General features: G+C 62.6%; 25 protein-coding genes. 3 read left to right on the top strand and 22 right to left on the bottom strand.

The window, feature by feature from the left end; genetic code table 11:
- Positions 1-182 precede the first annotated feature (182 nt).
- Both ACFW0B_RS19775 and ACFW0B_RS19770 read right to left on the bottom strand, forming a co-directional pair.
- Complete coding sequence (locus ACFW0B_RS19775; protein WP_449150690.1) at positions 183-1112, bottom strand: electron transfer flavoprotein subunit alpha/FixB family protein; 930 nt, start codon at positions 1110-1112, stop codon at positions 183-185.
- 1 nt (position 1113) lies between these two features.
- Complete coding sequence (locus tag ACFW0B_RS19770; protein WP_449150689.1) at positions 1114-1863, bottom strand: electron transfer flavoprotein subunit beta/FixA family protein; 750 nt, start codon at positions 1861-1863, stop codon at positions 1114-1116.
- A 319-nt stretch (positions 1864-2182) separates the two neighbouring features.
- Here ACFW0B_RS19770 and ACFW0B_RS19765 point away from each other — a divergent pair, with 319 nt between their 5' ends.
- Entirely contained in the window at positions 2183-3838 is a 1656-nt protein-coding gene (locus ACFW0B_RS19765; RefSeq protein ID WP_449150688.1) for an electron transfer flavoprotein-ubiquinone oxidoreductase, read from the top strand.
- A 52-nt stretch (positions 3839-3890) separates the two neighbouring features.
- Here ACFW0B_RS19765 and ACFW0B_RS19760 read toward each other — a convergent pair whose 3' ends face one another.
- The 4 genes from ACFW0B_RS19760 to ACFW0B_RS19745 all read right to left on the bottom strand — a co-directional run bounded on the left by ACFW0B_RS19760 (position 3891) and on the right by ACFW0B_RS19745 (position 6836).
- Positions 3891-4460 (bottom strand): DUF1285 domain-containing protein, encoded by a 570-nt coding sequence (locus tag ACFW0B_RS19760; protein WP_449150687.1) that lies wholly within the window; start codon positions 4458-4460, stop codon positions 3891-3893.
- Between the two features lie 10 nt (positions 4461-4470).
- Complete coding sequence (locus ACFW0B_RS19755) at positions 4471-5073, bottom strand: DUF4823 domain-containing protein (protein ID WP_449150686.1); 603 nt, start codon at positions 5071-5073, stop codon at positions 4471-4473.
- A gap of 66 nt (positions 5074-5139) precedes the next feature.
- Positions 5140-6108 (bottom strand): GTP 3',8-cyclase MoaA, encoded by a 969-nt coding sequence (locus tag ACFW0B_RS19750; RefSeq protein WP_449150685.1) that lies wholly within the window; start codon positions 6106-6108, stop codon positions 5140-5142.
- Between the two features lie 89 nt (positions 6109-6197).
- Positions 6198-6836 carry a TetR/AcrR family transcriptional regulator gene (locus ACFW0B_RS19745; protein ID WP_151135132.1) on the bottom strand — a complete coding sequence of 213 codons (639 nt, stop codon included), beginning with the start codon at positions 6834-6836 and terminating at the stop codon, positions 6198-6200.
- Between the two features lie 74 nt (positions 6837-6910).
- Between ACFW0B_RS19745 and ACFW0B_RS19740 the strand changes: the two genes are divergently transcribed.
- Positions 6911-8044: an aminotransferase class V-fold PLP-dependent enzyme gene (locus ACFW0B_RS19740; protein WP_449150684.1), complete on the top strand. Its 1134-nt coding sequence runs from the start codon at positions 6911-6913 to the stop codon at positions 8042-8044.
- Between the two features lie 247 nt (positions 8045-8291).
- Here ACFW0B_RS19740 and ACFW0B_RS19735 read toward each other — a convergent pair whose 3' ends face one another.
- The 13 genes from ACFW0B_RS19735 to ACFW0B_RS19675 form a co-directional block, all read right to left on the bottom strand.
- Positions 8292-9074, bottom strand: a complete 783-nt coding sequence (locus tag ACFW0B_RS19735) for a TatD family hydrolase (protein ID WP_449150683.1) — start codon at positions 9072-9074, stop codon at positions 8292-8294.
- Between the two features lie 67 nt (positions 9075-9141).
- Positions 9142-9498: a PilZ domain-containing protein gene (locus tag ACFW0B_RS19730; RefSeq protein ID WP_028627861.1), complete on the bottom strand. Its 357-nt coding sequence runs from the start codon at positions 9496-9498 to the stop codon at positions 9142-9144.
- 35 nt (positions 9499-9533) lie between these two features.
- Positions 9534-10520: a DNA polymerase III subunit delta' gene (locus tag ACFW0B_RS19725; RefSeq protein ID WP_449150682.1), complete on the bottom strand. Its 987-nt coding sequence runs from the start codon at positions 10518-10520 to the stop codon at positions 9534-9536.
- On the bottom strand, positions 10513-11145 hold the full coding sequence (tmk, locus tag ACFW0B_RS19720; protein WP_449150681.1) for a dTMP kinase: 633 nt from the start codon (positions 11143-11145) through the stop codon (positions 10513-10515). The genes ACFW0B_RS19725 and tmk overlap by 8 nt, the downstream gene beginning before the upstream one ends.
- A 13-nt stretch (positions 11146-11158) precedes the next feature.
- A complete protein-coding gene (gene mltG, locus ACFW0B_RS19715; protein WP_449150680.1) occupies positions 11159-12196 on the bottom strand; it encodes an endolytic transglycosylase MltG in 1038 nt (345 codons plus the stop codon).
- A gap of 3 nt (positions 12197-12199) precedes the next feature.
- Complete coding sequence (gene pabC, locus ACFW0B_RS19710; RefSeq protein ID WP_449150679.1) at positions 12200-13015, bottom strand: aminodeoxychorismate lyase; 816 nt, start codon at positions 13013-13015, stop codon at positions 12200-12202.
- On the bottom strand, positions 13015-14259 hold the full coding sequence (gene fabF / locus ACFW0B_RS19705; RefSeq protein WP_449150678.1) for a beta-ketoacyl-ACP synthase II: 1245 nt from the start codon (positions 14257-14259) through the stop codon (positions 13015-13017). Before fabF ends, pabC begins: the two co-directional genes overlap by 1 nt.
- 168 nt (positions 14260-14427) lie before the next feature.
- Positions 14428-14664, bottom strand: coding sequence for an acyl carrier protein (gene acpP, locus ACFW0B_RS19700; RefSeq protein ID WP_016493661.1), 237 nt, complete (start codon positions 14662-14664; stop codon positions 14428-14430).
- A gap of 191 nt (positions 14665-14855) precedes the next feature.
- Positions 14856-15599 (bottom strand): 3-oxoacyl-ACP reductase FabG, encoded by a 744-nt coding sequence (fabG, locus tag ACFW0B_RS19695; RefSeq protein ID WP_449150677.1) that lies wholly within the window; start codon positions 15597-15599, stop codon positions 14856-14858.
- Positions 15600-15614: 15 nt separating this feature from the next.
- Positions 15615-16553, bottom strand: a complete 939-nt coding sequence (gene fabD / locus ACFW0B_RS19690; RefSeq protein WP_449150676.1) for an ACP S-malonyltransferase — start codon at positions 16551-16553, stop codon at positions 15615-15617.
- Positions 16554-16656: 103 nt separating this feature from the next.
- Complete coding sequence (gene plsX, locus ACFW0B_RS19685) at positions 16657-17667, bottom strand: phosphate acyltransferase PlsX (RefSeq protein ID WP_449150675.1); 1011 nt, start codon at positions 17665-17667, stop codon at positions 16657-16659.
- A gap of 3 nt (positions 17668-17670) precedes the next feature.
- On the bottom strand, positions 17671-17853 hold the full coding sequence (rpmF, locus tag ACFW0B_RS19680; protein ID WP_069084611.1) for a 50S ribosomal protein L32: 183 nt from the start codon (positions 17851-17853) through the stop codon (positions 17671-17673).
- A gap of 13 nt (positions 17854-17866) precedes the next feature.
- Positions 17867-18394: a YceD family protein gene (locus ACFW0B_RS19675; protein ID WP_449150674.1), complete on the bottom strand. Its 528-nt coding sequence runs from the start codon at positions 18392-18394 to the stop codon at positions 17867-17869.
- Between the two features lie 110 nt (positions 18395-18504).
- Here ACFW0B_RS19675 and ACFW0B_RS19670 point away from each other — a divergent pair, with 110 nt between their 5' ends.
- On the top strand, positions 18505-19083 hold the full coding sequence (locus ACFW0B_RS19670) for a Maf family protein (RefSeq protein ID WP_449150673.1): 579 nt from the start codon (positions 18505-18507) through the stop codon (positions 19081-19083).
- A 60-nt stretch (positions 19084-19143) separates the two neighbouring features.
- Here the strand turns inward: ACFW0B_RS19670 and sppA are convergent, their stop codons facing one another.
- Genes sppA through rluC form a run of 3 tightly spaced genes read right to left on the bottom strand, consistent with a single transcriptional unit; the run spans position 19144 to position 21755 of the window.
- Complete coding sequence (sppA, locus tag ACFW0B_RS19665) at positions 19144-20124, bottom strand: signal peptide peptidase SppA (protein ID WP_449150672.1); 981 nt, start codon at positions 20122-20124, stop codon at positions 19144-19146.
- Positions 20117-20809 (bottom strand): HAD-IA family hydrolase, encoded by a 693-nt coding sequence (locus ACFW0B_RS19660; RefSeq protein ID WP_449150671.1) that lies wholly within the window; start codon positions 20807-20809, stop codon positions 20117-20119. The genes sppA and ACFW0B_RS19660 overlap by 8 nt, the downstream gene beginning before the upstream one ends.
- Positions 20802-21755: a 23S rRNA pseudouridine(955/2504/2580) synthase RluC gene (gene rluC / locus ACFW0B_RS19655; protein WP_449150670.1), complete on the bottom strand. Its 954-nt coding sequence runs from the start codon at positions 21753-21755 to the stop codon at positions 20802-20804. The genes ACFW0B_RS19660 and rluC overlap by 8 nt, the downstream gene beginning before the upstream one ends.
- Positions 21756-21800 lie beyond the last annotated feature (45 nt).

The raw sequence follows: 21800 nt of genomic DNA, 5'->3' as shown, positions 1-21800 counted from the left end.
GCCTTCCGCTAGCACTTCCCCTTGCCGGGCGTGCAGAGGACTTCCACCTCCAAGTCGTCCAGTTCACCACCACAGTGAACCGAACAGCGCCAGTCACGGCGCTACGCGCCATGCCTGGCGCACACAATAAAAAAACCCGCTCCGAGGAGCGGGTTTTCTGTACGGCAAGCGGGAAAACGCTATTACAGCAGTTTTTCCAGTTCCGGTACGGCTTCGAACAGGTCAGCCACCAGGCCGTAATCCGCCACCTGGAAGATCGGGGCTTCTTCGTCCTTGTTGATCGCGACGATGACCTTGGAGTCCTTCATGCCGGCCAAGTGCTGGATGGCACCGGAGATGCCCACGGCGATGTACAGCTGCGGCGCGACGATCTTGCCGGTCTGGCCGACCTGCATGTCGTTCGGCACGAAGCCGGCGTCGACGGCGGCACGGGACGCGCCTACGGCGGCGCCCAGCTTGTCAGCCAGGGCGTAGAGGTGCTTGAAGTTGTCGCCGTTCTGCATGCCACGGCCGCCGGAGATGACGATCTTGGCTGCGGTCAGTTCCGGACGGTCGGACTTCGCCAGCTCTTCACCGACGAAGGCGGAGGTGCCGGCGTCGGTGACGGTGCCGACGGCCTCGATAGCAGCAGCGCCGCCTTCAGCGGCAGCGGCGTCGAAACCGGTGGTACGCACGGTGATCACCTTCACCGCAGCCGAGGACTGCACGGTGGCGATGGCGTTACCGGCGTAGATCGGACGCTTGAAGGTGTCGGCGCTTTCAACGGCGATGATCTCGGAGATCTGGTCGACGTCCAGCAGGGCAGCGACGCGCGGCAGGTAGTTCTTGCCGTTGGTGGTCGCAGGCGCCAGCACGTGGCTGTAGCCCTTGCCCAGCTCCGCAACCAGCGGCGCGACGTTTTCCGGCAGCTGATGCGCGTAGGCGGCGTTGTCGGCTACCAGCACCTTGGACACGCCGGCGATCTTGGCAGCGGCTTCGGCCACGGCACCGACGCCCTGCCCTGCCACGAGGATGACCACCTCGCCACCGATCTGCTGCGCGGCGGTCACGGTGTTGAGTGTGGCGGCTGCCAGCGCGCCGTTGTTGTGTTCAGCGATTACCAGGACAGCCATCTCAGATCACCTTCGCTTCGTTCTTCAGTTTGTCGACCAGTTCAGCCACGGACTTGACCTTGATACCAGCCTGGCGGGCGGCTGGTGCTTCGACTTTCAGGGTCTTGACGGTGGACGCGGTGGAAACACCCAGGGCGTCCGGAGTCACCACGTCCAGCGGCTTCTTCTTGGCTTTCATGATGTTCGGCAGCGACGCGTAGCGCGGCTCGTTCAGGCGCAGGTCGGTGGTCACGATCGCCGGCAGGTTCAGCGCCACGGTCTGCAGACCGCCGTCGATTTCACGGGTGACGTTGACCTTGTCGCCTGCCACCTCGACCTTGGAGGCGAAGGTGCCCTGGGCGTAGCCGGTGAGGGCGCCGAGCATCTGGCCGGTCTGGTTGTTGTCGCTGTCGATGGCCTGCTTGCCGAGGATGACCAGCTTCGGCTGTTCCTTCTCGACCACGGCCTTCAGCAGCTTGGCCACGGCCAAGGAGTTCATCTCGTCATTGCTTTCCACCAGGATGGCGCGATCGGCGCCCAGGGCCAGGGCCGTACGCAGCTGCTCTTGAGCGGTGTTCGGGCCGATGGTGACGACGACGATTTCACTCGCTACGCCTTTCTCTTTCAGACGGACGGCTTCTTCCACGGCAATTTCGCAGAAGGGGTTCATCGACATCTTCACGTTGGCAAGGTCGACGCCGGAGTTGTCCGCCTTGACGCGGACCTTGACGTTGTAGTCGACCACTCGTTTGACAGCTACAAGAACCTTCATGGATTCCTCGTTACTCTCCGGTTAATAAGAATGTCGCCAAGACGAGCCTGGCCAGTGATGCAGGTCGGCCGGAACCGACTTTCAGCCCAGACAGCGAGCGCAAAACCGCCCGTATCTTGACCGGATCACCTATTCCGGTCAATACAGCAAAATACCCCGCGATAAGCCGCAGAGCCTTATCCTATCAGGGCTTCACAAAATTCAAACAAACGTTTGTATTGGACCCGCCACAGGCTCTGGATATAATGCGCCGGCTCAGGTCAGGGATCGAGCCTAGCCCTCCAACACAAAATATCGAAGAGCCTTGAGGAGATTGACTGTGGAACGCGAATACATGGAATTCGACGTCGTCATCGTCGGCGCTGGCCCTGCTGGCCTGTCTGCCGCGTGCCGACTGAAGCAGAAGGCCGCGGAAGCTGGTCAAGAGATCAGCGTATGCGTGGTCGAGAAGGGTTCCGAAGTGGGCGCCCACATTCTCTCCGGCGCCGTATTCGAACCGCGGGCCCTGAACGAACTCTTCCCTGACTGGAAAGACCTGGGCGCCCCGCTGAACACTCCGGTCACCCGCGACGACATCTATATGCTCAAGGATGCCGACGCCGCGATCAAGGTCCCCGGCCTCTTCGTGCCCAAGACCATGCACAACGAGGGCAACTATATCATTTCCCTAGGCAATCTCTGCCGCTGGCTGGCCCAGCAGGCTGAAGGCCTGGGCGTGGAGATCTACCCGGGCTTCGCCGCCCAGGAAGCGCTGATCGACGAAAACGGTGTGGTGCGCGGCATCATCACCGGCGACCTCGGCGTGGACCGTGAAGGCAACCCGAAAGAGGGTTACTACACCCCCGGCATGGAACTGCGCGCCAAGTACACCCTGTTCGCCGAAGGCTGCCGTGGCCACATCGGCAAGCAGCTGATCAAGAAGTACAAGCTCGACGCCGAAGCCGACGCCCAGCACTACGGCATCGGCATCAAGGAAATCTGGGACATCGACCCGGCCAAGCACCAGCCCGGCCTGGTGGTCCACACCGCCGGCTGGCCGCTGAACGACGAAAACCCGGGCGGCTCCTTCCTCTATCACCTGGAAAACAACCAGGTGGTCGTCGGCCTGATCGTCGACCTGTCTTATAGCAACCCCTTCCTGTCGCCCTTCGACGAATTCCAGCGCTACAAGCACCACCCGGTGATCAAGCAGTACCTGGAAGGCGGCAAGCGCGTCGCCTACGGCGCCCGCGCCATCTGCAAGGGCGGCCTGAACTCGCTGCCGAAGATGGTCTTCCCCGGCGGCGCGCTGATCGGCTGCGACCTGGGCACCCTGAACTTCGCCAAGATCAAAGGCAGCCACACCGCGATGAAGTCCGGCATGCTGGCCGCCGAAGCCGTGGCCGCCGCCCTGGCCGCCGGCAAGGAAGGCGGTGACGAGCTGACCGGCTACGTCGACGCCTTCAAGTCCAGCTGGCTGTACGACGAGCTGTTCCGCAGCCGCAACTTCGGCGCGGCGATCCACAAGTTCGGCGCACTGGTAGGTGGTGCGTTCAACTACATCGACCAGAACTGGTTCGGCGGCAAGATCCCGGTCACCCTGCACGACAACAAGCCCGACTACGCCTGTCTGAAGCCCGCCGCAGAGTCCAGGCGCATCGAGTATCCGAAGCCGGATGGCAAGCTCAGCTTCGACAAGCTCAGTTCGGTATTCCTCTCCAACACCAACCATGAAGAGGAACAGCCCTGCCACCTGAAGCTGGCCGACGCGAGCATCCCGATCGCGAAAAACCTGCCGCTGTACGACGAACCGGCGCAGCGCTACTGCCCGGCTGGCGTATATGAGGTGGTGACCCAGGACGACGGCGCCAAGCGCTTCCAGATCAACGCCCAGAACTGCGTGCACTGCAAGACCTGCGACATCAAGGACCCGGCCCAGAACATCACCTGGGTAGCCCCGGAAGGCACCGGCGGCCCGAACTACCCCAACATGTAATGCAGGCACGAAAAAGGCTCCCTCGGGAGCCTTTTTCATGTCCGCCTTCCGGCTACCAGGGCACCGGGCCGATCGGGAAGAACTCCCCGCCGCTCCACACGCCAAGCCAGGTTATGGCGTCGATCTCACGCGGTACTGCCAGTTCCACCAGCTGGTAGAAGACATTGCGATGGATCAGCGCTTCCAGATTGGTGCGCACCAGCACATAGGGCGAGGGCTCCTGGGTCTCCGGGTCCAGCTCGACTCGCAGCGGATGCGCCGCACTCGCCACTACCTCGTCCTCCACATTGGTGACGAAGCGCAGCTGCTGCTCCTCCCCTGCTCCCTCGACCTGCAGTTGAACGGCGACGAAGGGTGCATCCTCCACCTGGATGCCCACCTTCTCGACGGGTGTGACCAGGAAATAGTCCGCGCCATCCTTGCGAATCACACTGGAAAACAGCTTTACCATGGGCTTGCGGCCAATCGGCGTGCCCAGGTAGAACCAGGTGCCGTCCCGGGCGATGCGCATATCGATGTCGCCGCAGAATGGCGGATTCCACAAATGAACGGGCGCACCGCCGGGCTTGTCGCCCTTGGGAATCTGCGCCAGCAGGTCGCCGGCCTTGCCGGGATCGCTCATTTCACTCTCCTCAACGACTCAATCCGATCAGACTGCGAGCATACTCTTCCAGCGGCGGCCCGATCAGGTCTTCAGGCTTTGCATCGTAGAACGTCAGAAAACCGCCACGATTGCGGATTCGCGTGGAGTCCACCAGGTAACGGGTATTGGTTTCGATCAGCATCAACTGGATCACGCCACGGTCGCGACCCAGACGGTCCAGCGCTTCCTGATCTTCCCACTCCTCGACGGTCCCGATGCGATCATCGGCGCTGGCGAAGCGCGCATATAGCAGGTAGTGCGCACCGACCACACGAGCCTGGCCCATCGCCTCCTCCAGACCGGCCGGCCCCTTGGCGCGGCGCACCATGGGGAAGTATTCGACGAAGCCGTTGAACGCCTCCTCGGCCACCACATTGGGTCGCGGGTAGGCGGAACCCGGCGGTACGAAGTAGCCCTGGGCGATGAAGATGAAAGAGTCGGGCTGCAGGCGCCACGAGCTGGCGCGGCGGGTTTCGCTGTGGTCCAGGAATCCGGCATCGCTCAGTTGCTCGCGAGTGCCTTCGGCCATGTCGCTGACCTTCATGCAGCCGGCAAGACCGAGAAGCACCAGCAACAGAATCAAACTACGCATCGTGTGTCCTCCAGGCGCCGGCGACGAAAAACCGGCGGATAGAGAACCAATGCAGCTTCCGCGCCATCAACCGCCGATGATCTTCATCACAGTGACGCCGCCGGAAAAGGCGATGTCCTGTTTGTCCGCCAGGGCCTTGACCAGCAGCCGCTGCAATGCCGGCAGCGCTTCGTGCCGGGGCTTCTCCAGCAGGTCGCCGACATAATGGCGATTGCTCGAGGATAGGCAGCCATGCAGCCACCCCGTGGAAGACAGGCGCAGGCGCGAGCAGGTCCGGCAGAACGGCACGCTCTCATTGGCGATTACGCCGAAGTAGCCTGCGCCCGGAACGCGATAGCGGATGGCCGTGGCATCCAGCGGTGCGTCGGCCTGGACGAACTCATGACTGGTGCGGATCAGTGCCAGCAACTCTTCCAGCCCCACGAACTGCTGGTGGAATGTATTGGGATCACGAGCCAGGTGGCCCATGCGCATCAGCTCGATGAAGCGCAGCTCGAAACCACGCTCCAGGCAGTAGTCCAGCAACGGCAGGACCTGGTCGAGGTTCTTGCCGCGCAGCGGCACCATATTGACCTTGATCTTGAGACCGGCCGACCTCGCCTCGTCGAGCCCCTTGAGCACCGTGGCGAGATCGCCGCCACGGGCGATGCTGCGGAACTCGTCGGCATTCAGGGTATCGAGGGAAATATTCAGGCGACGGATGCCGCAATCCAGTAGCAGCGGCAACCTGCGGGAGAGCAACTGACCATTGCTGGTGATGCTGATGTCATCGAGGCCGAGCTTGCTGACCTCGCGAAGGAAAGGATCGAGCTTGGGACTCACCAACGGCTCACCACCGGTGATCCGCAGGCGTTCTATGCCGGCGGCCTCGATGAGATAGGCCACCCCACGCACCATGGCCTCGGCGGAGAGTTCATCCTGTGCCGCCACCAGCCGCTTGCCGTCTGGCACGCAGTAGGTACAGGCGTAGTTGCAGGCGGCGGTAAGACTGATTCGCAGGTTGCGGAAGCGCCTGCCTTGGCGATCGACGATCATGGGACGCTCCGGCATGAGGTACACCGGAGTATATCCCTGCGACCCGCATCGCACATATCCGGGACCGCGTTACAGGTGCACTGGATGCGTCATCCGGCGGGCGACTCGGCCTCGCGCTTGCGCTTGTTACCCATGCGCACGCCAATATCCATGAGGAACTGGAAGAAACCTTCCTGATCCTCCAGCACATTGCTCCAGAACGGCGAGTGGTAAAGCGCGACAGCGCCATGCACCAGGGCCCAGGCAGCGCAGTAATGGAAGTATGGCGGCACGTCTTCCAGCTTGCCCTCGGCGATACGCCCCTTGATCAGCTGGGTGAGACGCTCGAAGTTGGACGCGCGGATCTTGTGCAGCTGCTCGACCATCTCCGGGACCTGGCTGTTCTTCACCACCTTCTCTTCCAGGCGATCGAACAGGCGGTAACGCTGCGGGTCGCGCATGCGGAACTCGAAGTAGGCACGCGACAGTGCCTCCTTGTCACGGTCCACATCCGCCGAATGGAACAGCGCGTTCAGGTCACGCTCGTAGTCGAGCATCAGGCGCAGATATATCTCCGCCTTCGACTTGAAATGCTTGTAGATGGTGCCTTTGCCGATACCCACTGCGTCGGCGATCATCTCGACGGTAACGCTGTCTTCGCCCTCTTCGAGGAAGAGTTTCAGGGCGGTGTCGAGAATTTCCTGCTCGCGGCGGCGGAACTCACGGACTTTACGGGGTTCTTTCTGCATAAAGGGACTGTGGGGTCAAAAATCAAGCCGCGTATTATGCCTATCTGGCGTAAAAATGCACGGATCATCCGACTATGAGCTTATTGCAAGATGAGTTTGCCCAGGCCGACGGGCTCCGCTATCTCAACCATGCCGCCGTCGCGCCCTGGCCGAAACGCGCGACCCGCGCGGTCCAGAGCTTCTCCGAAGAGAACTGCCGCATCGGTGCAAGGGATTATCCCGACTGGTTGATGGTAGAGCGTCGTCTGCGCGAACGCCTGGCCAGACTACTGAATGCTCCGACCACGGCCGATCTTGCGCTGGTCAAGAATACATCGGAAGCCCTGTCTTTCGTTGCCTTTGGTCTGGATTGGAGCACAGGTGATCAAGTCGTCATCAGCGACCAGGAATTCCCATCCAACCGGGTCGTCTGGCAAGCGCTTGAACGCTTCGGCGTGGATGCCCTCCAGGTGCCGCTCAACGGCCCCGACCCGGAAGGCGCCCTGATCGCCGCCCTTGGCCCGCGCACCCGCCTGTTGTCCATCAGCGCTGTGCAATATGCCACTGGCCTGCGCCTGGACCTGCACCGCCTCGGCCAGGAGTGCCTCAAGCGCGGGGTCCTCTTCTGCGTCGACGCCATCCAGCAACTGGGTGCCCTGCCCTTCGACGTCCAGGCCATCGATTGCGACTTCGCGATGGCCGATGGGCATAAGTGGCTGCTGGGCCCGGAAGGCCTCGGGGTCTTCTATTGCCGCGCCGACCTGCGCCAGCACCTGAAACTCCACGAGTACGGCTGGCACATGCTGGAACACCCCGGAGATTACGAACGCCCCGACTGGGAGCCCTCACGCACTGCGCGCCGTTTCGAATGCGGCAGCCCCAACATGCTGGGCGCCATGGCTCTGGAGGCAAGCCTGTCCCTGCTGGAGGAAGTCGGCATGGAACAGGTGGCGAAAGACCTGGCCGAGCGCGTGCAGTGGCTGCAGGACGGACTGGCCCGGATTCCTGGCGTGCAACTGCTGAGCCCGCCGAATCCCCTGCGCCGTGCCGGCATTCTCAATTTCCGCCTGGATGGATGGGACAATCAAGCACTGTTCGAGCGCCTGCGCGCCGAGCAGGTGGTCTGCGCCCAGCGCGGTGGCGGAATCCGCTTTTCGCCGCATTTCTACACCGAATTCCGCGTACTGGACGAGACGCTGGCGCTGCTACGCCAGATGGCAGACGCATGAGGACTCAGCGGCGGCCACTGTATTCCAAATAGGTTTAAGAATCGCCACTGGCTATCTGGACGCATGGGGATAATGGCCAATACTTCTTCTTACTGGCGCGCGGCATCTCCCCCCAAGTGCCCAGCCAGTCGAGGAACCGTGGATCGCGTTCCTTTGTTTTACTCCTAATGGTCTTGACCCGGATTCATCCCCCAGAACCCGGGTTTTTTTTGTGCGCGGCTTTTGTCGAGCGCCTCGGGAGGGCGCTTCAGCCACGCCGCGCGAGGGGAAACAGGCGCAGGTAGTTCTCGCCGGTCTGCTCGGCGAAAGCCTCGTACGACACGCCTCGCAAATCGGCGAGGAACTCCGCCACTTCACGCACGTACTGCGGCAGGTTGGGCTTGCCACGGTAGGGCACCGGGGCGAGATAAGGCGAATCGGTTTCCACCAGCAGACGGTCGGCCGGCACCTGGCGGGCCACTTCTCGCAGGGCATCGGCATTGCGGAAGGTGACGATGCCGGAGAGCGAAATGTAGTAACCGAGGTCGAGCGCGGCGCGGGCCATCTGCCAGTCCTCGGTGAAGCAGTGCAGCACTCCGGCCTGGGGCAGCACCGCATCGCGCAGCAGAGCCAGGGTGTCGGCCCGGGCCTCCCGGGTATGCACGATGACCGGCTTGCCGGTCACCTTCGCCGCCTCCAGGTGCAGGCGGAATGCCTGCTGCTGGAGCTCGGCGGCTTCAGGCTCGTAGTGATAGTCCAGGCCCGTCTCGCCGATCGCCACCACACGCGGGTGTTCCAGCTCGGCGAGCAGCCAGTCCAGCGCCAGGGATTCGCCCGGCTGCAGGTCCAGCGGGTGAACGCCGACGGAGCAATGCACGTCGTCGTAACGCTCGGCGAGAGATTTCACCGTCCCCGCGTTGTCGGCGCTCACGCCGATGCAGAGGAACTGGCTGACACCGCGAGCACGGGCGGCATCGAGGGCGGCATCGAGGGAGCCATCATGGGCAGCCAGGTCGAGGCGGTCCAGGTGGCAATGGGAGTCGATCAGCATGCTTCAAGGCTCCAGGCGCAGGCGCCAGCTTCAAGCCTGCCGCTTGCAGCCGGAGCCCAACGGCCGGTTACATCGTATGGGTGGGACGGTCGGACTTGAGGGCGCCAGCGAGGTAGGTTTCGATCTTGTTGCGCGCGCCGCTGTCGCCATCGTTGAACTGGACGCCGATACCCGCTGCGCGGTTGCCCTGGGCGCCCTTGGGCGTAATCCAGACCACCTTGCCGGCGACCGGGATCTTTTCCTGCTCATCCATCAGGTTGAGCAGCATGAATACTTCGTCGCCCAGCTTGTAGGTCTTGTTGGTCGGAATGAACAGGCCACCGTTCTTGATGAACGGCATGTAGGCGGCATACAGCACGGACTTGTCCTTGATGGTCAAGGACAGGATCCCGTTACGCGGGCCCAGATTCGGCGGCAGGCTCATGCGGTTTTCCTGGAAAGCGGGTTCAGCGACCGATTCTAGCCCGGCCCGGGCAGGCTTGCCCACTGCACCAGTAGCGCTTCGAGAAGCAATACACGGTTGAGGTTAGCCTTGTTCAGGACCTTCTGCCGCTGCAGCAGCAGCCAGTCCTGCATGGCCAGGATCTTGTGCTGCGGAGCCTTCTCCGCAAGGTACTGCACCACCTTGCGCATATCGTTCAGCCCCAGCCCCGCCTCATCACGGGTGAGCTGGAAACGCAGCATCAGCTGCGCCCAGTCGCAGAACCAGTCGAACAGCAGGGGCAACGGCACGGCATTCCACCCCTCGGCCAACTGGCTGGCGCCTACCTGCTGCTTGAGCAGCTTCTTCACGCCCTCCACCACTTCGCTGCGCTGGGCACGCACACCCTGCCCTTCCAGGCGCAACGCCGACAGCGGGGAGCCGCCAGCCAGTACCAGCAATTCATGCAGCTCCTCGGGGGATGCGTCCGGCAAGGCGCTTCCCAGCCAGGCCAGGCTCTGGGCGGTGCTGGGCAGAGGGCAAGCCTGTTGCACGCAACGGCTCTTGATGGTGGGCAGGAGGCGGCTGGGCTGGTGGCTGATCAACAGCAGCACGGTGTCGCCTGAGGGCTCTTCCAGGCTCTTGAGCAGGGCGTTGGAAGCGTTGATGTTCATCGCCTCGGCTGGCTCCAGCAACACCACCTTGCGCCCGCCGAGCTGCGCGGTCTGCACCACGAACTCAACCAGCTCGCGCACCTGATCGATGCGAATGGCCTTGTCGACCTCTTCCGGCTCCAGCACGAAGGCATCTGGATGGGTACCTGCCGCCAGCAGCAGACACGCCTTGCACTGGCCGCAGGCATCGAGCCCGGCCGGGCTGTGGCAGAGCAGACGCGCCATCAGGCGCTCGGCCAAGGCACGCTTGCCAATGCCGGAAGGGCCATGCAGCAGATAGGCGTGGGCGTGCCGCGGGCGGCCCGCCAGCTGCTGCCAGAGCGTTTCCTGCCAGGGAAAGGCCTCAGCCATGGCAACGCTCCAGTAACTCAGGCAGCAACTTGTCGAGATTGGCCTGCACTTCGGCCAGCGGCAGCGAGGCGTCGATCACCCTGTAGCGCTCGGCGGCGGCCTGCGCGCGCTGCAGGTAGGTCTGGCGCACGGCTTCGAAGAAGCTGCGCTTTTCCTGCTCGAAACGATCCAGCCGACCGCGAGCGGCCGCACGGGTCAGGCCGACTTCCACAGGCAGATCGAATACCAGGGTCAGGTCGGGACGAAGGTCGCCCTGGACGAAATTTTCCAGTAGCGCGATGCGCGCCTCCGACAAGCCACGACCACCACCCTGATAGGCGTAGGTGGCATCGGTGAAGCGATCGCAGAGCACCACGGCGCCGCGAGCCAACGCGGGTTTGATCACCGCCTCCAGGTGCTGGGCGCGAGCGGCGAATACCAGCAGCAGTTCGGTATCGACGCCCATGGCTTCGTCGCTGGGGGTCAGCAGCAGTTCGCGAATGCGCTCGGCCAGCGGCGTACCGCCCGGCTCGCGGGTCAGCACGACCTCGATGCCGTGACTACGCAGACGCTCGGCGAGGTATTCGCGATTGGTGCTTTTACCGGCACCTTCCGGGCCTTCCAGGGTGATGAACAGACCGCTCACTGGGTGTCCTTTTTCATTGCGGGGCCGGGCTGGAGCGATAACCGTTGCGACGCTTCAACTGGAAGTCGCGCACGGCCTGGTTGTGCTCGCCCAGGGTCTCGGAGAATACATGGCTGCCATCGCCACGGGCGACGAAATAGAGGCTCCTGCCCTCGGCCGGATGCAGAGCGGCATGGATGGCCTCGCGACCGGCAAGGGCAATCGGAGTCGGCGGCAGACCGCTGATGACGTAGGTGTTGTAGGGCGTCGGCTCGCGCAGGTGGTCGCGGGTGAGGTTGCCGTTGTAACGCTCCCCCAGGCCATAGATGACGGTGGGGTCGGTTTGCAGCAGCATCCCGGTATTGAGACGCCGGACAAAAACGCCGGCAATCTGCCCGCGTTCGGCCGGCACGCCGGTTTCCTTTTCCACCAGGGAAGCCATGATCAGTGCCTGATAGGGGTCGTTATAGGGCAGCCGATCCGCGCGCTTGTCCCACTCCTCGGCCAGGACCTGATCGAGGCGGTCCCGCGCCTGTTTCAGCAGGTCGATATCGCGCATGCCGCGCACGAAACGATAGGTATCGGGGAAGAAGCGGCCTTCCGGGTACTCCCCCGGGCGACCGAGACGGGCCATCAGCTCGGCGTCGCTGACATTGGCCAGGGTCTGTTCCAGCTTGGTCTGCCTGGCCAGTGCTGCACGCACCTGGCGGAAGTTCCAGCCCTCCACCAGGGTAAGGCTGTACTGCACGACTTCACCGCGCTGCCAGAGCCCCAGCAGGTCGTCGGCACTCATCCCTGGCGTCAGGCGGTATTCGCCGCTGTGCAGGGATGCGTTGGTCAGGTTGAAGCGCCAGTACTGGCGCAGCCAGAAGGCATTGTTCAGCACCCCCTCCTCCTCCAGACGCTTGAGCAGGCCGCCCGGTGTGGCACCGGCCGGCACTTCCAGCATCCTTTCGGCGGAGATGTTCAGGGGTTGCTTGAGGGTGACGCTCTGCTGCCAGCCGGCAAAGGCGACGAGCAAGCCGGCCAGAAGCAGGCCTGCCTCCAGCATCAGCAGGAATTTGCGTATCACGAATCAGATGTCCAGTAGATCGCGGGCGATGGCCTGAAGTTTACGGGTCAGCGGCCCGACCGGCCAGTGATGGCCTGTTACAGAACGCACCGGCCAGACGCCGAAGAGGCTGTTGCAGAGGAATATCTCGTCGGCCTGGAAAAACTCCTCGAGGGAAATGTCACGCACTTCGACCTTCAGGCCTTTCGCCCTGGCGCTGTCGAGCAGCGCTGCTCGCATCACACCCGCGACGCCGCAACGCGAAAGATCCGCGGTGACCAGCACGCCTTCCTGCACGATGAACAGGTTGCTGAAAACACCTTCGATCACACGACCGGACTGGTCACGCATCAGGCCCTCGGCGAACTCGCCGCCCTGCCACTCACTCCGGGCCAGCACCTGCTCCAGGCGATTCAAATGCTTGAGACCGGCAAGCAGGGGCTGCTCGGCAAGACGAGTCGCGCAGGGAAAGAGCTGCACGCCCTGTTCTCCATTAGCTTCCGGATAGGCCGGGAACGGGCTGCTTTGCAGGATGCGCCGAGGCAACGCGACAGGCGGTGGCGCATAGCCGCGCAAGCCTTCGCCGCGGGTGATCATCAACTTGGCGACACCCTCCCCCAGCCCAGCCGCAAAGGCCAGCAACTCGGTGCGCATCAGTTGGAGATCCAGCGGGATACCAAGGCGCCGGCAACCTTCTGCCAGACGCACCATGTGATATTCGAGCAGCGGGGGCTGTCCGGCACGCACGGCGATGGTCTCGAAAAGCCCATCGCCGTAGGCCAGGCCGCGATCCTTGATGGAAAGCGACTCGGCCGGGTGACCGTCGACCCAGCTCGGCATCAGCCCACGAACCGACGGAATACCAGGGAGCCGTTGGTGCCGCCGAAGCCGAAGGAGTTGGACAGCACGACATCGATGGGCATGGAACGCGCTTCGTGGGGCACGAAGTCGAGGTCGCAGCCGTCGTCCGGCTCCTCCAGGTTGATGGTCGGCGGTGCCACCTGGTCGCGCAGGGCCAGCACACTGAAGATCGCCTCCACCGCGCCCGCCGCACCCAGCAGGTGGCCGGTCATGGATTTGGTCGAACTGACCGCGAACTTGTAGGCCTGATCGCCGAACACCGACTTCAGTGCCATGGCTTCAGCCAAGTCGCCGGCCGGAGTGGAGGTTCCGTGAGCGTTGACGTATTGCACCTGGTCGGCATTCAGGCCGGCATCGCGCAGGGCATTGCGCATGCAGCGGGCCGCACCGGCGCCATCGTCCGGCGGCGAAGTCATGTGGTAGGCATCGCCACTCATGCCGAAACCGATCAGCTCGGCATAGATGGTCGCGCCACGCGCCTTGGCGTGTTCCAGCTCTTCCAGCACTAGGGCACCGGCGCCGTCGGACAGCACGAAACCATCACGCCCCTTGTCCCACGGACGGCTGGCACGGGTCGGATCGTCGTTGCGGGTCGACAGCGCACGGGCTGCGCCGAAACCGCCCAGTCCCAGGCCGCAAGCGGCCATTTCGGAACCACCGGCGACCATGACGTCCGCTTCGCCATAGGCGATGTTGCGTGCCGCCATGCCGATGCAATGGGTACCGGTGGTGCATGCGGTGGCGATGGCGTAGTTCGGCCCCTGGATACCCAGATGGATCGACAGGAAGCCGGACACCATGTTGATGATCGAGCCCGGAACGAAGAACGGCGAGATCCGGCGCGGCCCCTGCTCGTGCAGGGATTTGCAGTTGTTCTCGATGTTGGTCAGGCCACCGATGCCGGAGCCCATGGCCACACCGATGCGCTCGCGATTGGCATCGGTGACTTCGAGGCCGGAGTCGCGAACGGCCTGGAAGCTCGCCGCAAGGCCGTACTGGATGAACAGGTCAAGCTTGCGCGCTTCCTTGGCCGACAGATATTCCTCGACGTTGAACCCCTTCACCGAACCACCGAAACGGGTGGAATAGGCGGACAGGTCCATATGCTCGATCGGGCCAATGCCACTACGGCCAGCCAGAATTCCCTGCCAACTGCTCGATACATCGGTACCCAGAGGCGACAGCATGCCAAGGCCAGTGACCACGACGCGTCTACGCGACACAGCGATCTCCTTCTTCAATCTCTACACGGCGGTTGATTCGAATTAACAGACTGTTGAAAAGCCCGGCAGGTAACGCGCAATCCGTGGTTTTTCAGCAATCGGCTAAAGAAAAGCCGCACGCCCGGTCGGGTCGTGCGGCTTGTCCGCGTCGGCTAACCGACGACTACATTACTGCGCGTGAGCGTTGATGTAGTCGATGGCTTCCTGAACGGTGGTGATCTTCTCGGCTTGCTCGTCCGGGATTTCGGTCTCGAATTCCTCTTCCAGAGCCATCACCAGCTCAACGGTGTCAAGGGAGTCGGCGCCCAGGTCTTCAACGAAGGAAGCGCTGTTAGTGACTTCGTCTTCTTTGACGCCCAGTTGCTCGGCGACGATTTTCTTGACGCGTTCTTCGATGGTGCTCATACCTTGTTTTCACTCCTATGGAAAAGTCCGTGCAGCTGGGGCTGCAGTGTATAGAAAGGGTTTTCCGCATTTCAAGCTGAACGCCTGAACCCTTTCAGGATCGCCGCAACAAAATGTCTATAACCCGACTGCACTCTTATAACGAATTCTAGACAGCGCATATGACAACTCCCCGAAGGGATTCGTCACATTCAGCTCATGTACATGCCGCCGTTCACCGGAATGGTAGCCCCGGTAACGTAGGCAGCGCCGTCGGAAGCGAGGAATCCCACTACCTTGGCGATCTCTTCGGCCTGGCCCAGACGACCCAGCGGAATCTGGGTCAGCAGCGCATCGCGCTGGGCTTCCGGCAGTTCGCGGGTCATGTCGGTGTCGATGAAACCCGGAGCCACAGCGTTGACGGTGATGGCGCGGGAGCCGACTTCACGCGCCAGGGCGCGGCTGAAGCCTTCAAGACCGGCCTTGGCTGCGGCGTAGTTGGTCTGACCGGCGTTACCCATGGCACCCACCACCGAACCGATGTTGATGATGCGACCCCAACGAGCTTTGGTCATGCCACGCAGGACGGCCTTGGACAGGCGGTACAGGCTGTTGAGGTTGGTGTTGATGACGTCGAACCATTCGTCGTCTTTCATGCGCAGCATGAGGTTGTCGCGAGTGATACCGGCGTTGTTCACCAGGATCAGCGGCTGGCCCAGATGCTGCTGGATGTGTTCCAGGGTGCTGGCGACCGACTCATCATTGCTGACGTCCAGTACCAGGCCGGCACCTTCGATGCCGTTGTTCTTGAGGAACTCGGCGATGCTCTCGGCGCCGGAAGCGGAGGTCGCAGTGCCGATTACCACGGCGCCCTGACGGCCCAGTTCGAGGGCGATAGCCTGGCCAATGCCACGGCTCGCACCGGTGACCAATGCCACCTTACCTTGCAGACTCATAGGTCTTCTCCTTGTTCAGGCCAGCGCAGCACGGGCGGCCGCGAAAGCATCAGGGGTATCCAGGTTGTGGGTGTTGACACCCTTCACGCAGCGCTTGTTCAGGCCGGACAGCACCTTGCCCGGGCCGCACTCGACCAGGTCGGTCACGCCACGCTCGGACAGGCTCACCATCGACTCGACCCAGCGAACCGGGCTGTACAGCTGGGCCAGCAGGTCGCGCTTGAGCTCGGCGAGATCAGCCACCACAGCAGCACTGACGTTCTGCACCAGCGGAATCTGCGGAGACTGCCAGGCCAGGGCTTCGACCGATTCGGCGAAGCGTTCGGCGGCAGGCTTCATCAGCGCGCAATGGGACGGAACACTCACCGGCAGCGGCATGGCGCGCTTGGCGCCACGGGCCTTGCAAGCCTCGATGGCACGCCCGACCGCGGCAGCGGCACCGGCGATCACAACCTGGCCAGGCGCGTTGAAGTTCACGGCACTGACCACTTCGCCCTCGGCCGCTTCGGCGCAGGCCGCCAGTACATCGGCGTCTTCAAGACCGAGAATGGCCGCCATGCCGCCCTGCCCTGCCGGTACGGCCTGCTGCATCAGCTGGCCACGGAGTTCGACCAGCTTCACCGCATCGGTGAAGCCCAGGCTGCCGGCGGCGACCAGGGCCGAGTATTCGCCCAGGCTGTGACCTGCGACATAGGCCGGACGCGCGCCACCTTCAGCTAGCCACAGACGCCACAGAGCGATGGAGGCGGTGAGAATGGCGGGCTGGGTCTTGTCGGTCTGATTGAGCTGTTCTTCCGGACCTTGCTGGGTCAGCGCCCAGAGGTCATAACCGAGCGCCTCGGAAGCTTCGGCGAAGGTATCCAGGACCAGCTTGTGCTGGCCCCCCTGCTCGGCCAGCATGCCCAGAGACTGGGAACCCTGACCGGGAAAAACGAAAGCGAGGGATGCGGACATTGAGTGAGGTCCCTTATCTGGCGGTATAGGGAGATTGACGCCAGGCGTAGCCAAGCGCAGGAAACTGACAGTTGGATGACAGGCTGCCGGTAATGGTCACATCCTACAGCAACAGATGCTCCAGACGGCCGTGAAGACGCTGCGGCAGATTCTCGCGAACCTCGATCAGCGCGCGACGAATGGCACTCTGGAAACCATCCGAGCCGGCGGAACCATGGCTCTTGATGACGATGCCCTGCAACCCGAGGAAGCTGGCGCCATTATGGCGCGCAGGCGTCAGGTCGGTACGCAGGCGACGCAGCAGCGGCAGCGCCAGCGCACCCACTATTCGCGAACCGAGGTTCTCGTTGAACAAGGCCTCCATGCGCGAGGAAATCATCGAAGCCAACCCCTCGCTGGACTTCAGAAGGATGTTGCCGACGAAACCGTCGCACACCACCACATCCGCATCACCGCGGTACAGGCCATCACCCTCGACATAGCCGATGTAGTTGAGGCCTTCGGCCCGCTGCAACAGGCTCGCCGCCAACTTGACCTGCTGATTGCCCTTGATGTCCTCGGTGCCGACATTCAGCAGCGCAACCCGCGGACGAGCAGTGCCCATGGCCTCGGCGGCAACCGCCCCCATCACTGCGAACTGATAGAGATGCTCGGCACTGCAATCGACGTTGGCCCCCAGATCCAGCAGGTGGCAGTAGCCACGAGCGGTGGGAATGGCACTGACCATCGCCGGACGATCGATGCCGGGCAAGGTCTTCAGGACATAGCGGGAAAGCGCCATCAAGGCACCGGTGTTGCCGGCACTGACGCAGGCCTGGGCGCGACCGTTGCGCACCAGATCGAGCGCGACGCGCATCGAGGAATCCGGCTTGCCACGCAAGGCTTGCGCCGGGCGCTCGTCCATGGCGATCACTTCGCCGGCATGCTCGATTTGCAGGCGCTGGCGATCGATCACTGGAATGCGGGCGACGAGTTCTTCGAGGAGGGGAGCTTGGCCGACAAGGACCAGGTGAAGCGAGGGGAATTCAGCCAGACAGGCGACGCTGGCTGGAACAATGCAGCGGGGACCGTAGTCCCCGCCCATTGCATCAATCGCGATGATCGAGGCAGCCAAGGATTACTCGGCAGCGCCCTTGTCGACCACTTTGCGACCGCGGTAGAAGCCGTCCGGAGAAACATGGTGGCGCAGGTGAACTTCACCAGTGCTCTTCTCTACGGACAGTGCATTGGCTTCGAGGGCGTCGTGGGAACGACGCATGTCGCGTGCCGAGCGGGATTTTTTGTTCTGCTGAACAGCCATAATCAATTAACTCCTAAACGTTTGGGTCACGCTTTAACTGCGCCAGTACGCTGAACGGGTTGGACCGCGAAACCTCGTCCTCGCTCGGCTCGGGCTCATCGAGACCCGCCGGCTGCTGGCAATCTTCAGGGTCATGGGCCGGAACTATGGGGAGGGCGAGCAACAGCTCATCCTCGACCAGAGTCATCAGATCCAAGGGATCTTCTCCCACTTCCAGCACGTCATAGCCCTTCGGCAGCGACTGACTGTCAGCCCCTTCCCTCACCACGGCGTAATCGCATTCGCTGTGGATGTTCAGGGCGACCAGCTCTAGACAACGCTGGCAAACCATCTTGACCTCAACATCGATCCGACTGTGGATGACCACAGTACGACGCTCATCGCGGCCAAACTCCAGGCGCGCATGAATGCTGCCTGCATTGTCCGCAAGGGGATCGCAGAGTCGCTCCAGGCTGGCGAGCGCGATCTCACCCTCTAGAGTGACTTCGCGGTCCGCCAACTTGCGCGGATCTACATGAGGTGGAATCGGCCCATTCAACATAGGCGCGACATTCTAGGGACGCCCCCCTCCCCTGTCAAAGGAATTTCCGCATTGTCCGCAGTCGGAGCGCGTCTATAGAATCGCCCACCCCACATGTCCGGAGATCGCCAATGCTGCCCCTGGTGCTCGCATCCAGCTCCCCCTATCGCCGCGAACTGCTCGAACGCCTGCGCCTCCCCTTCACCTGGTGCGCTCCGGCCATCGACGAAAGCCGCAAACCTGAAGAATCTGCCGAACAACTGGTGCGCCGCCTCGCCCTGGAAAAGGCTCGCGCCCTCGCCGACCGGCACCCGGATCACCTGATCATCGGCTCCGACCAGGTCGCCGTACTGGGCCAACAGATCCTCGGCAAGCCTCACGGCTTCGAGCGCGCCCGCGACCAGCTGATGGCCGCGAGCGGCACCAGCGTCAGCTTCCTGACCGGCCTCGCCCTACTGAACAGCGCGACCGGACAGCATCAGGTCGATTGCGTGCCATTCACCGTGCACTTCCGCGAACTGGACGAGACACGTATCTGCCGCTACCTGGAAGCAGAACAACCCTACGACTGCGCCGGCAGCTTCAAGGCGGAAGGCCTTGGCGTGAGCCTGTTCCGCGCCACCGAAGGCACGGACGCCACCAGCCTGGTCGGCCTGCCCCTGATTCGCCTGGTCGATATGCTGCTCGCCGAAGGCGTGCAGATTCCCTGACTCCTAATAAAGGAAAGCCCGGCAACGGCCGGGCTTGCTTCACAGGGACAACCGCCCACCTCAGCGCAGGCTCGTCCCCTGGAACCCCATCCACAGCGCTAGCCGCTCGGCAACGCTGGCGCCAAACTTCTTCGAGAAGCGATCGAAAGGCGACTCCTGGACGGTGTAGTCGACGATCTCCTTTGCACCGATGACCTCGCGCGCAACGAAGCTGGTGTTGCCAAGCTTGTCCACCAACCCCAGCTCCAGCGCCTGCTCACCAGACCAGACCAGGCCACTGAACAGCTCGGGATGGCCATCGACCTTGAGCCGATCGCCGCGCCCCTTCTTCACGCTTTCGATGAACTGTTGGTGAGTGGTGTTCAGGACGCCTTGCCAGAACTCGGTTTCTTCCTGCTTCTGCGGCTGGAACGGATCCAGGAAGGCCTTGTGCTCGCCCGAGGTATAGACACGACGCTCGACACCCAGCTTGCTCATCGCATCGACGAATCCAAAGCTCGCCGCAGTGACCCCGATGGACCCGACAAGACTCGCCTTGTCGGCATAGATCTCATCCGCCGCACTGGCGATGTAATAGGCACCGGACGCCCCCAGGTCGGCGATCACGGCGTAGACTTTGATGTCCTTGTGCACCTCGCGCAACCGGCGAATCTCGTCGTAGATGTAACCGGACTGCACCGGACTGCCGCCCGGACTATTGATGCGCAGCACCACGCCCTTGGTCTTCGGATCCTCGAAGGCCGCGCGCAGAGCAGTCACGATGTTATCGGCACTGGCCGCCTCCTCATCGGCAATCATGCCGCGAACTTCCACCAGGGCAGTATGTTCCAGCCCGCGCGCCGCGCTTTTCTGCAGATCAAAGGCTGGCAAGAGCATCACCAACGCGACGAACAGATAAATGAAGGTCAGAAGCTTGAAGAAAATCCCCCAGCGCCGGGCACGCCGCTGCTCCTGAACACCCGCCAGGACTGCCTTTTCAAGCAGTTTCCAGCTCTTCTCTTCAGTCTTGTCGGCAGCCGGTTCTTTCCATTCGTCAGACATAGATCTCCACCTCTCGGGATTGCCGGCTCAGATTACCGCCCAGCCAGTGTCGCAACTCCTCGAAACGCTCGATCGCCAACTTCGGCGACTCCTTGAGCAACTCTGCAAGCGGCTGGGCGCCATAGCCCACCGCCACGCAATCCATGCCGGCCCGATGCGCCATGCGCAGGTCGAAGGGCGAATCCCCCACCATCACAGCCTGCTCCGCCGTCATCCCGCAATGCGCCAGGATCTCCTGCAACATGCGCGGATCAGGCTTGCTCGCGGTTTCGTCGGCACAGCGAGTAACGTCGAAATAGTCCAGCCAGCCATGCCCCGCCAGCACCCGATCGAGGCCGCCACGGCCCTTGCCGGTGGCCACCGCCAGACGATAACCCTCCTCGCGAAACGCCTCCAGCGCCTCCGCCACACCCTCGAATAGCGGCGAAGGCTGACGCTCCAGAGCAATGTAGTGCTCGCTATAAATCTTGCGGAAGGCGTCGATACGAAGCGAATCATCCAACTCCGGATAAAGAGTGGCGATGGCTTCCGGCAATCCGAGACCGATGATGCCCTTGATTGCGGCATCGTCGCGCCACGGTAGCCCGGACACGTCAGCCGCCACACGCATGGACTCGACGATACGGGCAATGGAGTCGACCAGCGTGCCGTCCCAGTCAAAGATAAGCAGCTGGTAATCAGGCACCGAGACGCTCCAGGGTTTGCCGCCACATCTCATCCACCGGCGCTTCCAGCTCCAGCTGGCCGCCATCGGGAAGATTGATCGCCAGGGAATGCGCATGCAGGAACAGGCGCTTGCCTCCCAGCTCGCGAATCTCGCGGGTGAAATCCTCGTCTCCGTACTTGGGGTCACCGGCAATGGAATGACCGGCATGCTTGGCGTGCACGCGAATCTGGTGGGTACGTCCAGTGATCGGGCTGGCTTCCACCAGCGTGGCGAACTCACCGAAACGACGCACGACGCGGAACTCGGTCAGCGCCTCCTTGCCCTCGGGGTTAACCTCGACCATCCGCTCGCCCGAGCGCAGGTTGTTCTTCAGCAATGGCGCACTGACCTTCTTCTTCGAGGTCGGCCAGCTACCACGCACGAGTGCGAGATAACGCTTGTCGACACCATCGCCACGCAGCGCCTCGTGAAGGTGACGCAACATGCTGCGCTTCTTGGCGATCATCAGCAGACCGGAGGTGTCGCGATCCAGGCGATGCACCAGTTCCAGGTCCTTGGCTTCGGGGCGCAACTGACGAAAGGCCTCGATCACGCCGAAACTGAGGCCGCTGCCGCCGTGAACCGCGATGCCGGCCGGCTTGTTCAGCACGATCAGCGCCTTGTCTTCGTAGACGATCGCGGCCTCCAGGCGTTCCAGCATTCCCTGGGCAACCGGCGTCGGCTCATCCGGCTCAGACAGGCGCAGCGGCGGAACCCGTACCACATCGCCCGCCTGGAGTTTGTATTCGGGCTTGACGCGCCCCTTGTTCACACGAACCTCGCCCTTGCGAAGGATGCGATAAATCAATGTCTTGGGCGCACCTTTCAGCTGGGTGCGTAGGAAATTGTCGATTCGTTGGCCGGCATATTCCGGCGCAACCTCAAGCAGCTGGACGCCGGAGGTTGGAGAGGCGGGAGTATTCATCTGCGCATCATAACAATTTTTTATGGATTTGAAGCACTTAATGAT

The organism is Metapseudomonas phytobenefica (genome assembly GCF_043392685.1).
Taxonomy (GTDB): domain Bacteria; phylum Pseudomonadota; class Gammaproteobacteria; order Pseudomonadales; family Pseudomonadaceae; genus Metapseudomonas.
The sequence above is the reverse complement of the archived record's forward strand: the minus strand, read 5'-3'. Positions and strand labels throughout refer to the sequence as shown.

Excerpts from the sequence above, each read along its gene's own strand:
- ACFW0B_RS19775 (WP_449150690.1), bottom strand. The coding sequence starts at position 1,112 with ATGGCTGTCCTGGTAATCGCTGAACACAACAACGGCGCGCTGGCAGCC.
- ACFW0B_RS19770 (WP_449150689.1), bottom strand. The coding sequence starts at position 1,863 with ATGAAGGTTCTTGTAGCTGTCAAACGAGTGGTCGACTACAACGTCAAG.
- ACFW0B_RS19760 (WP_449150687.1), bottom strand. The coding sequence starts at position 4,460 with ATGAGCGATCCCGGCAAGGCCGGCGACCTGCTGGCGCAGATTCCCAAG.
- ACFW0B_RS19755 (WP_449150686.1), bottom strand. The coding sequence starts at position 5,073 with ATGCGTAGTTTGATTCTGTTGCTGGTGCTTCTCGGTCTTGCCGGCTGC.
- ACFW0B_RS19750 (WP_449150685.1), bottom strand. The coding sequence starts at position 6,108 with ATGATCGTCGATCGCCAAGGCAGGCGCTTCCGCAACCTGCGAATCAGT.
- ACFW0B_RS19745 (WP_151135132.1), bottom strand. The coding sequence starts at position 6,836 with ATGCAGAAAGAACCCCGTAAAGTCCGTGAGTTCCGCCGCCGCGAGCAG.
- ACFW0B_RS19740 (WP_449150684.1), top strand. The coding sequence starts at position 6,911 with ATGAGCTTATTGCAAGATGAGTTTGCCCAGGCCGACGGGCTCCGCTAT.
- ACFW0B_RS19735 (WP_449150683.1), bottom strand. The coding sequence starts at position 9,074 with ATGCTGATCGACTCCCATTGCCACCTGGACCGCCTCGACCTGGCTGCC.
- ACFW0B_RS19730 (WP_028627861.1), bottom strand. The coding sequence starts at position 9,498 with ATGAGCCTGCCGCCGAATCTGGGCCCGCGTAACGGGATCCTGTCCTTG.
- ACFW0B_RS19725 (WP_449150682.1), bottom strand. The coding sequence starts at position 10,520 with ATGGCTGAGGCCTTTCCCTGGCAGGAAACGCTCTGGCAGCAGCTGGCG.
- pabC (WP_449150679.1), bottom strand. The coding sequence starts at position 13,015 with ATGCCGAGCTGGGTCGACGGTCACCCGGCCGAGTCGCTTTCCATCAAG.
- acpP (WP_016493661.1), bottom strand. The coding sequence starts at position 14,664 with ATGAGCACCATCGAAGAACGCGTCAAGAAAATCGTCGCCGAGCAACTG.
- fabG (WP_449150677.1), bottom strand. The coding sequence starts at position 15,599 with ATGAGTCTGCAAGGTAAGGTGGCATTGGTCACCGGTGCGAGCCGTGGC.
- fabD (WP_449150676.1), bottom strand. The coding sequence starts at position 16,553 with ATGTCCGCATCCCTCGCTTTCGTTTTTCCCGGTCAGGGTTCCCAGTCT.
- rpmF (WP_069084611.1), bottom strand. The coding sequence starts at position 17,853 with ATGGCTGTTCAGCAGAACAAAAAATCCCGCTCGGCACGCGACATGCGT.
- ACFW0B_RS19675 (WP_449150674.1), bottom strand. The coding sequence starts at position 18,394 with ATGTTGAATGGGCCGATTCCACCTCATGTAGATCCGCGCAAGTTGGCG.
- ACFW0B_RS19670 (WP_449150673.1), top strand. The coding sequence starts at position 18,505 with ATGCTGCCCCTGGTGCTCGCATCCAGCTCCCCCTATCGCCGCGAACTG.
- sppA (WP_449150672.1), bottom strand. The coding sequence starts at position 20,124 with ATGTCTGACGAATGGAAAGAACCGGCTGCCGACAAGACTGAAGAGAAG.
- rluC (WP_449150670.1), bottom strand. The coding sequence starts at position 21,755 with ATGAATACTCCCGCCTCTCCAACCTCCGGCGTCCAGCTGCTTGAGGTT.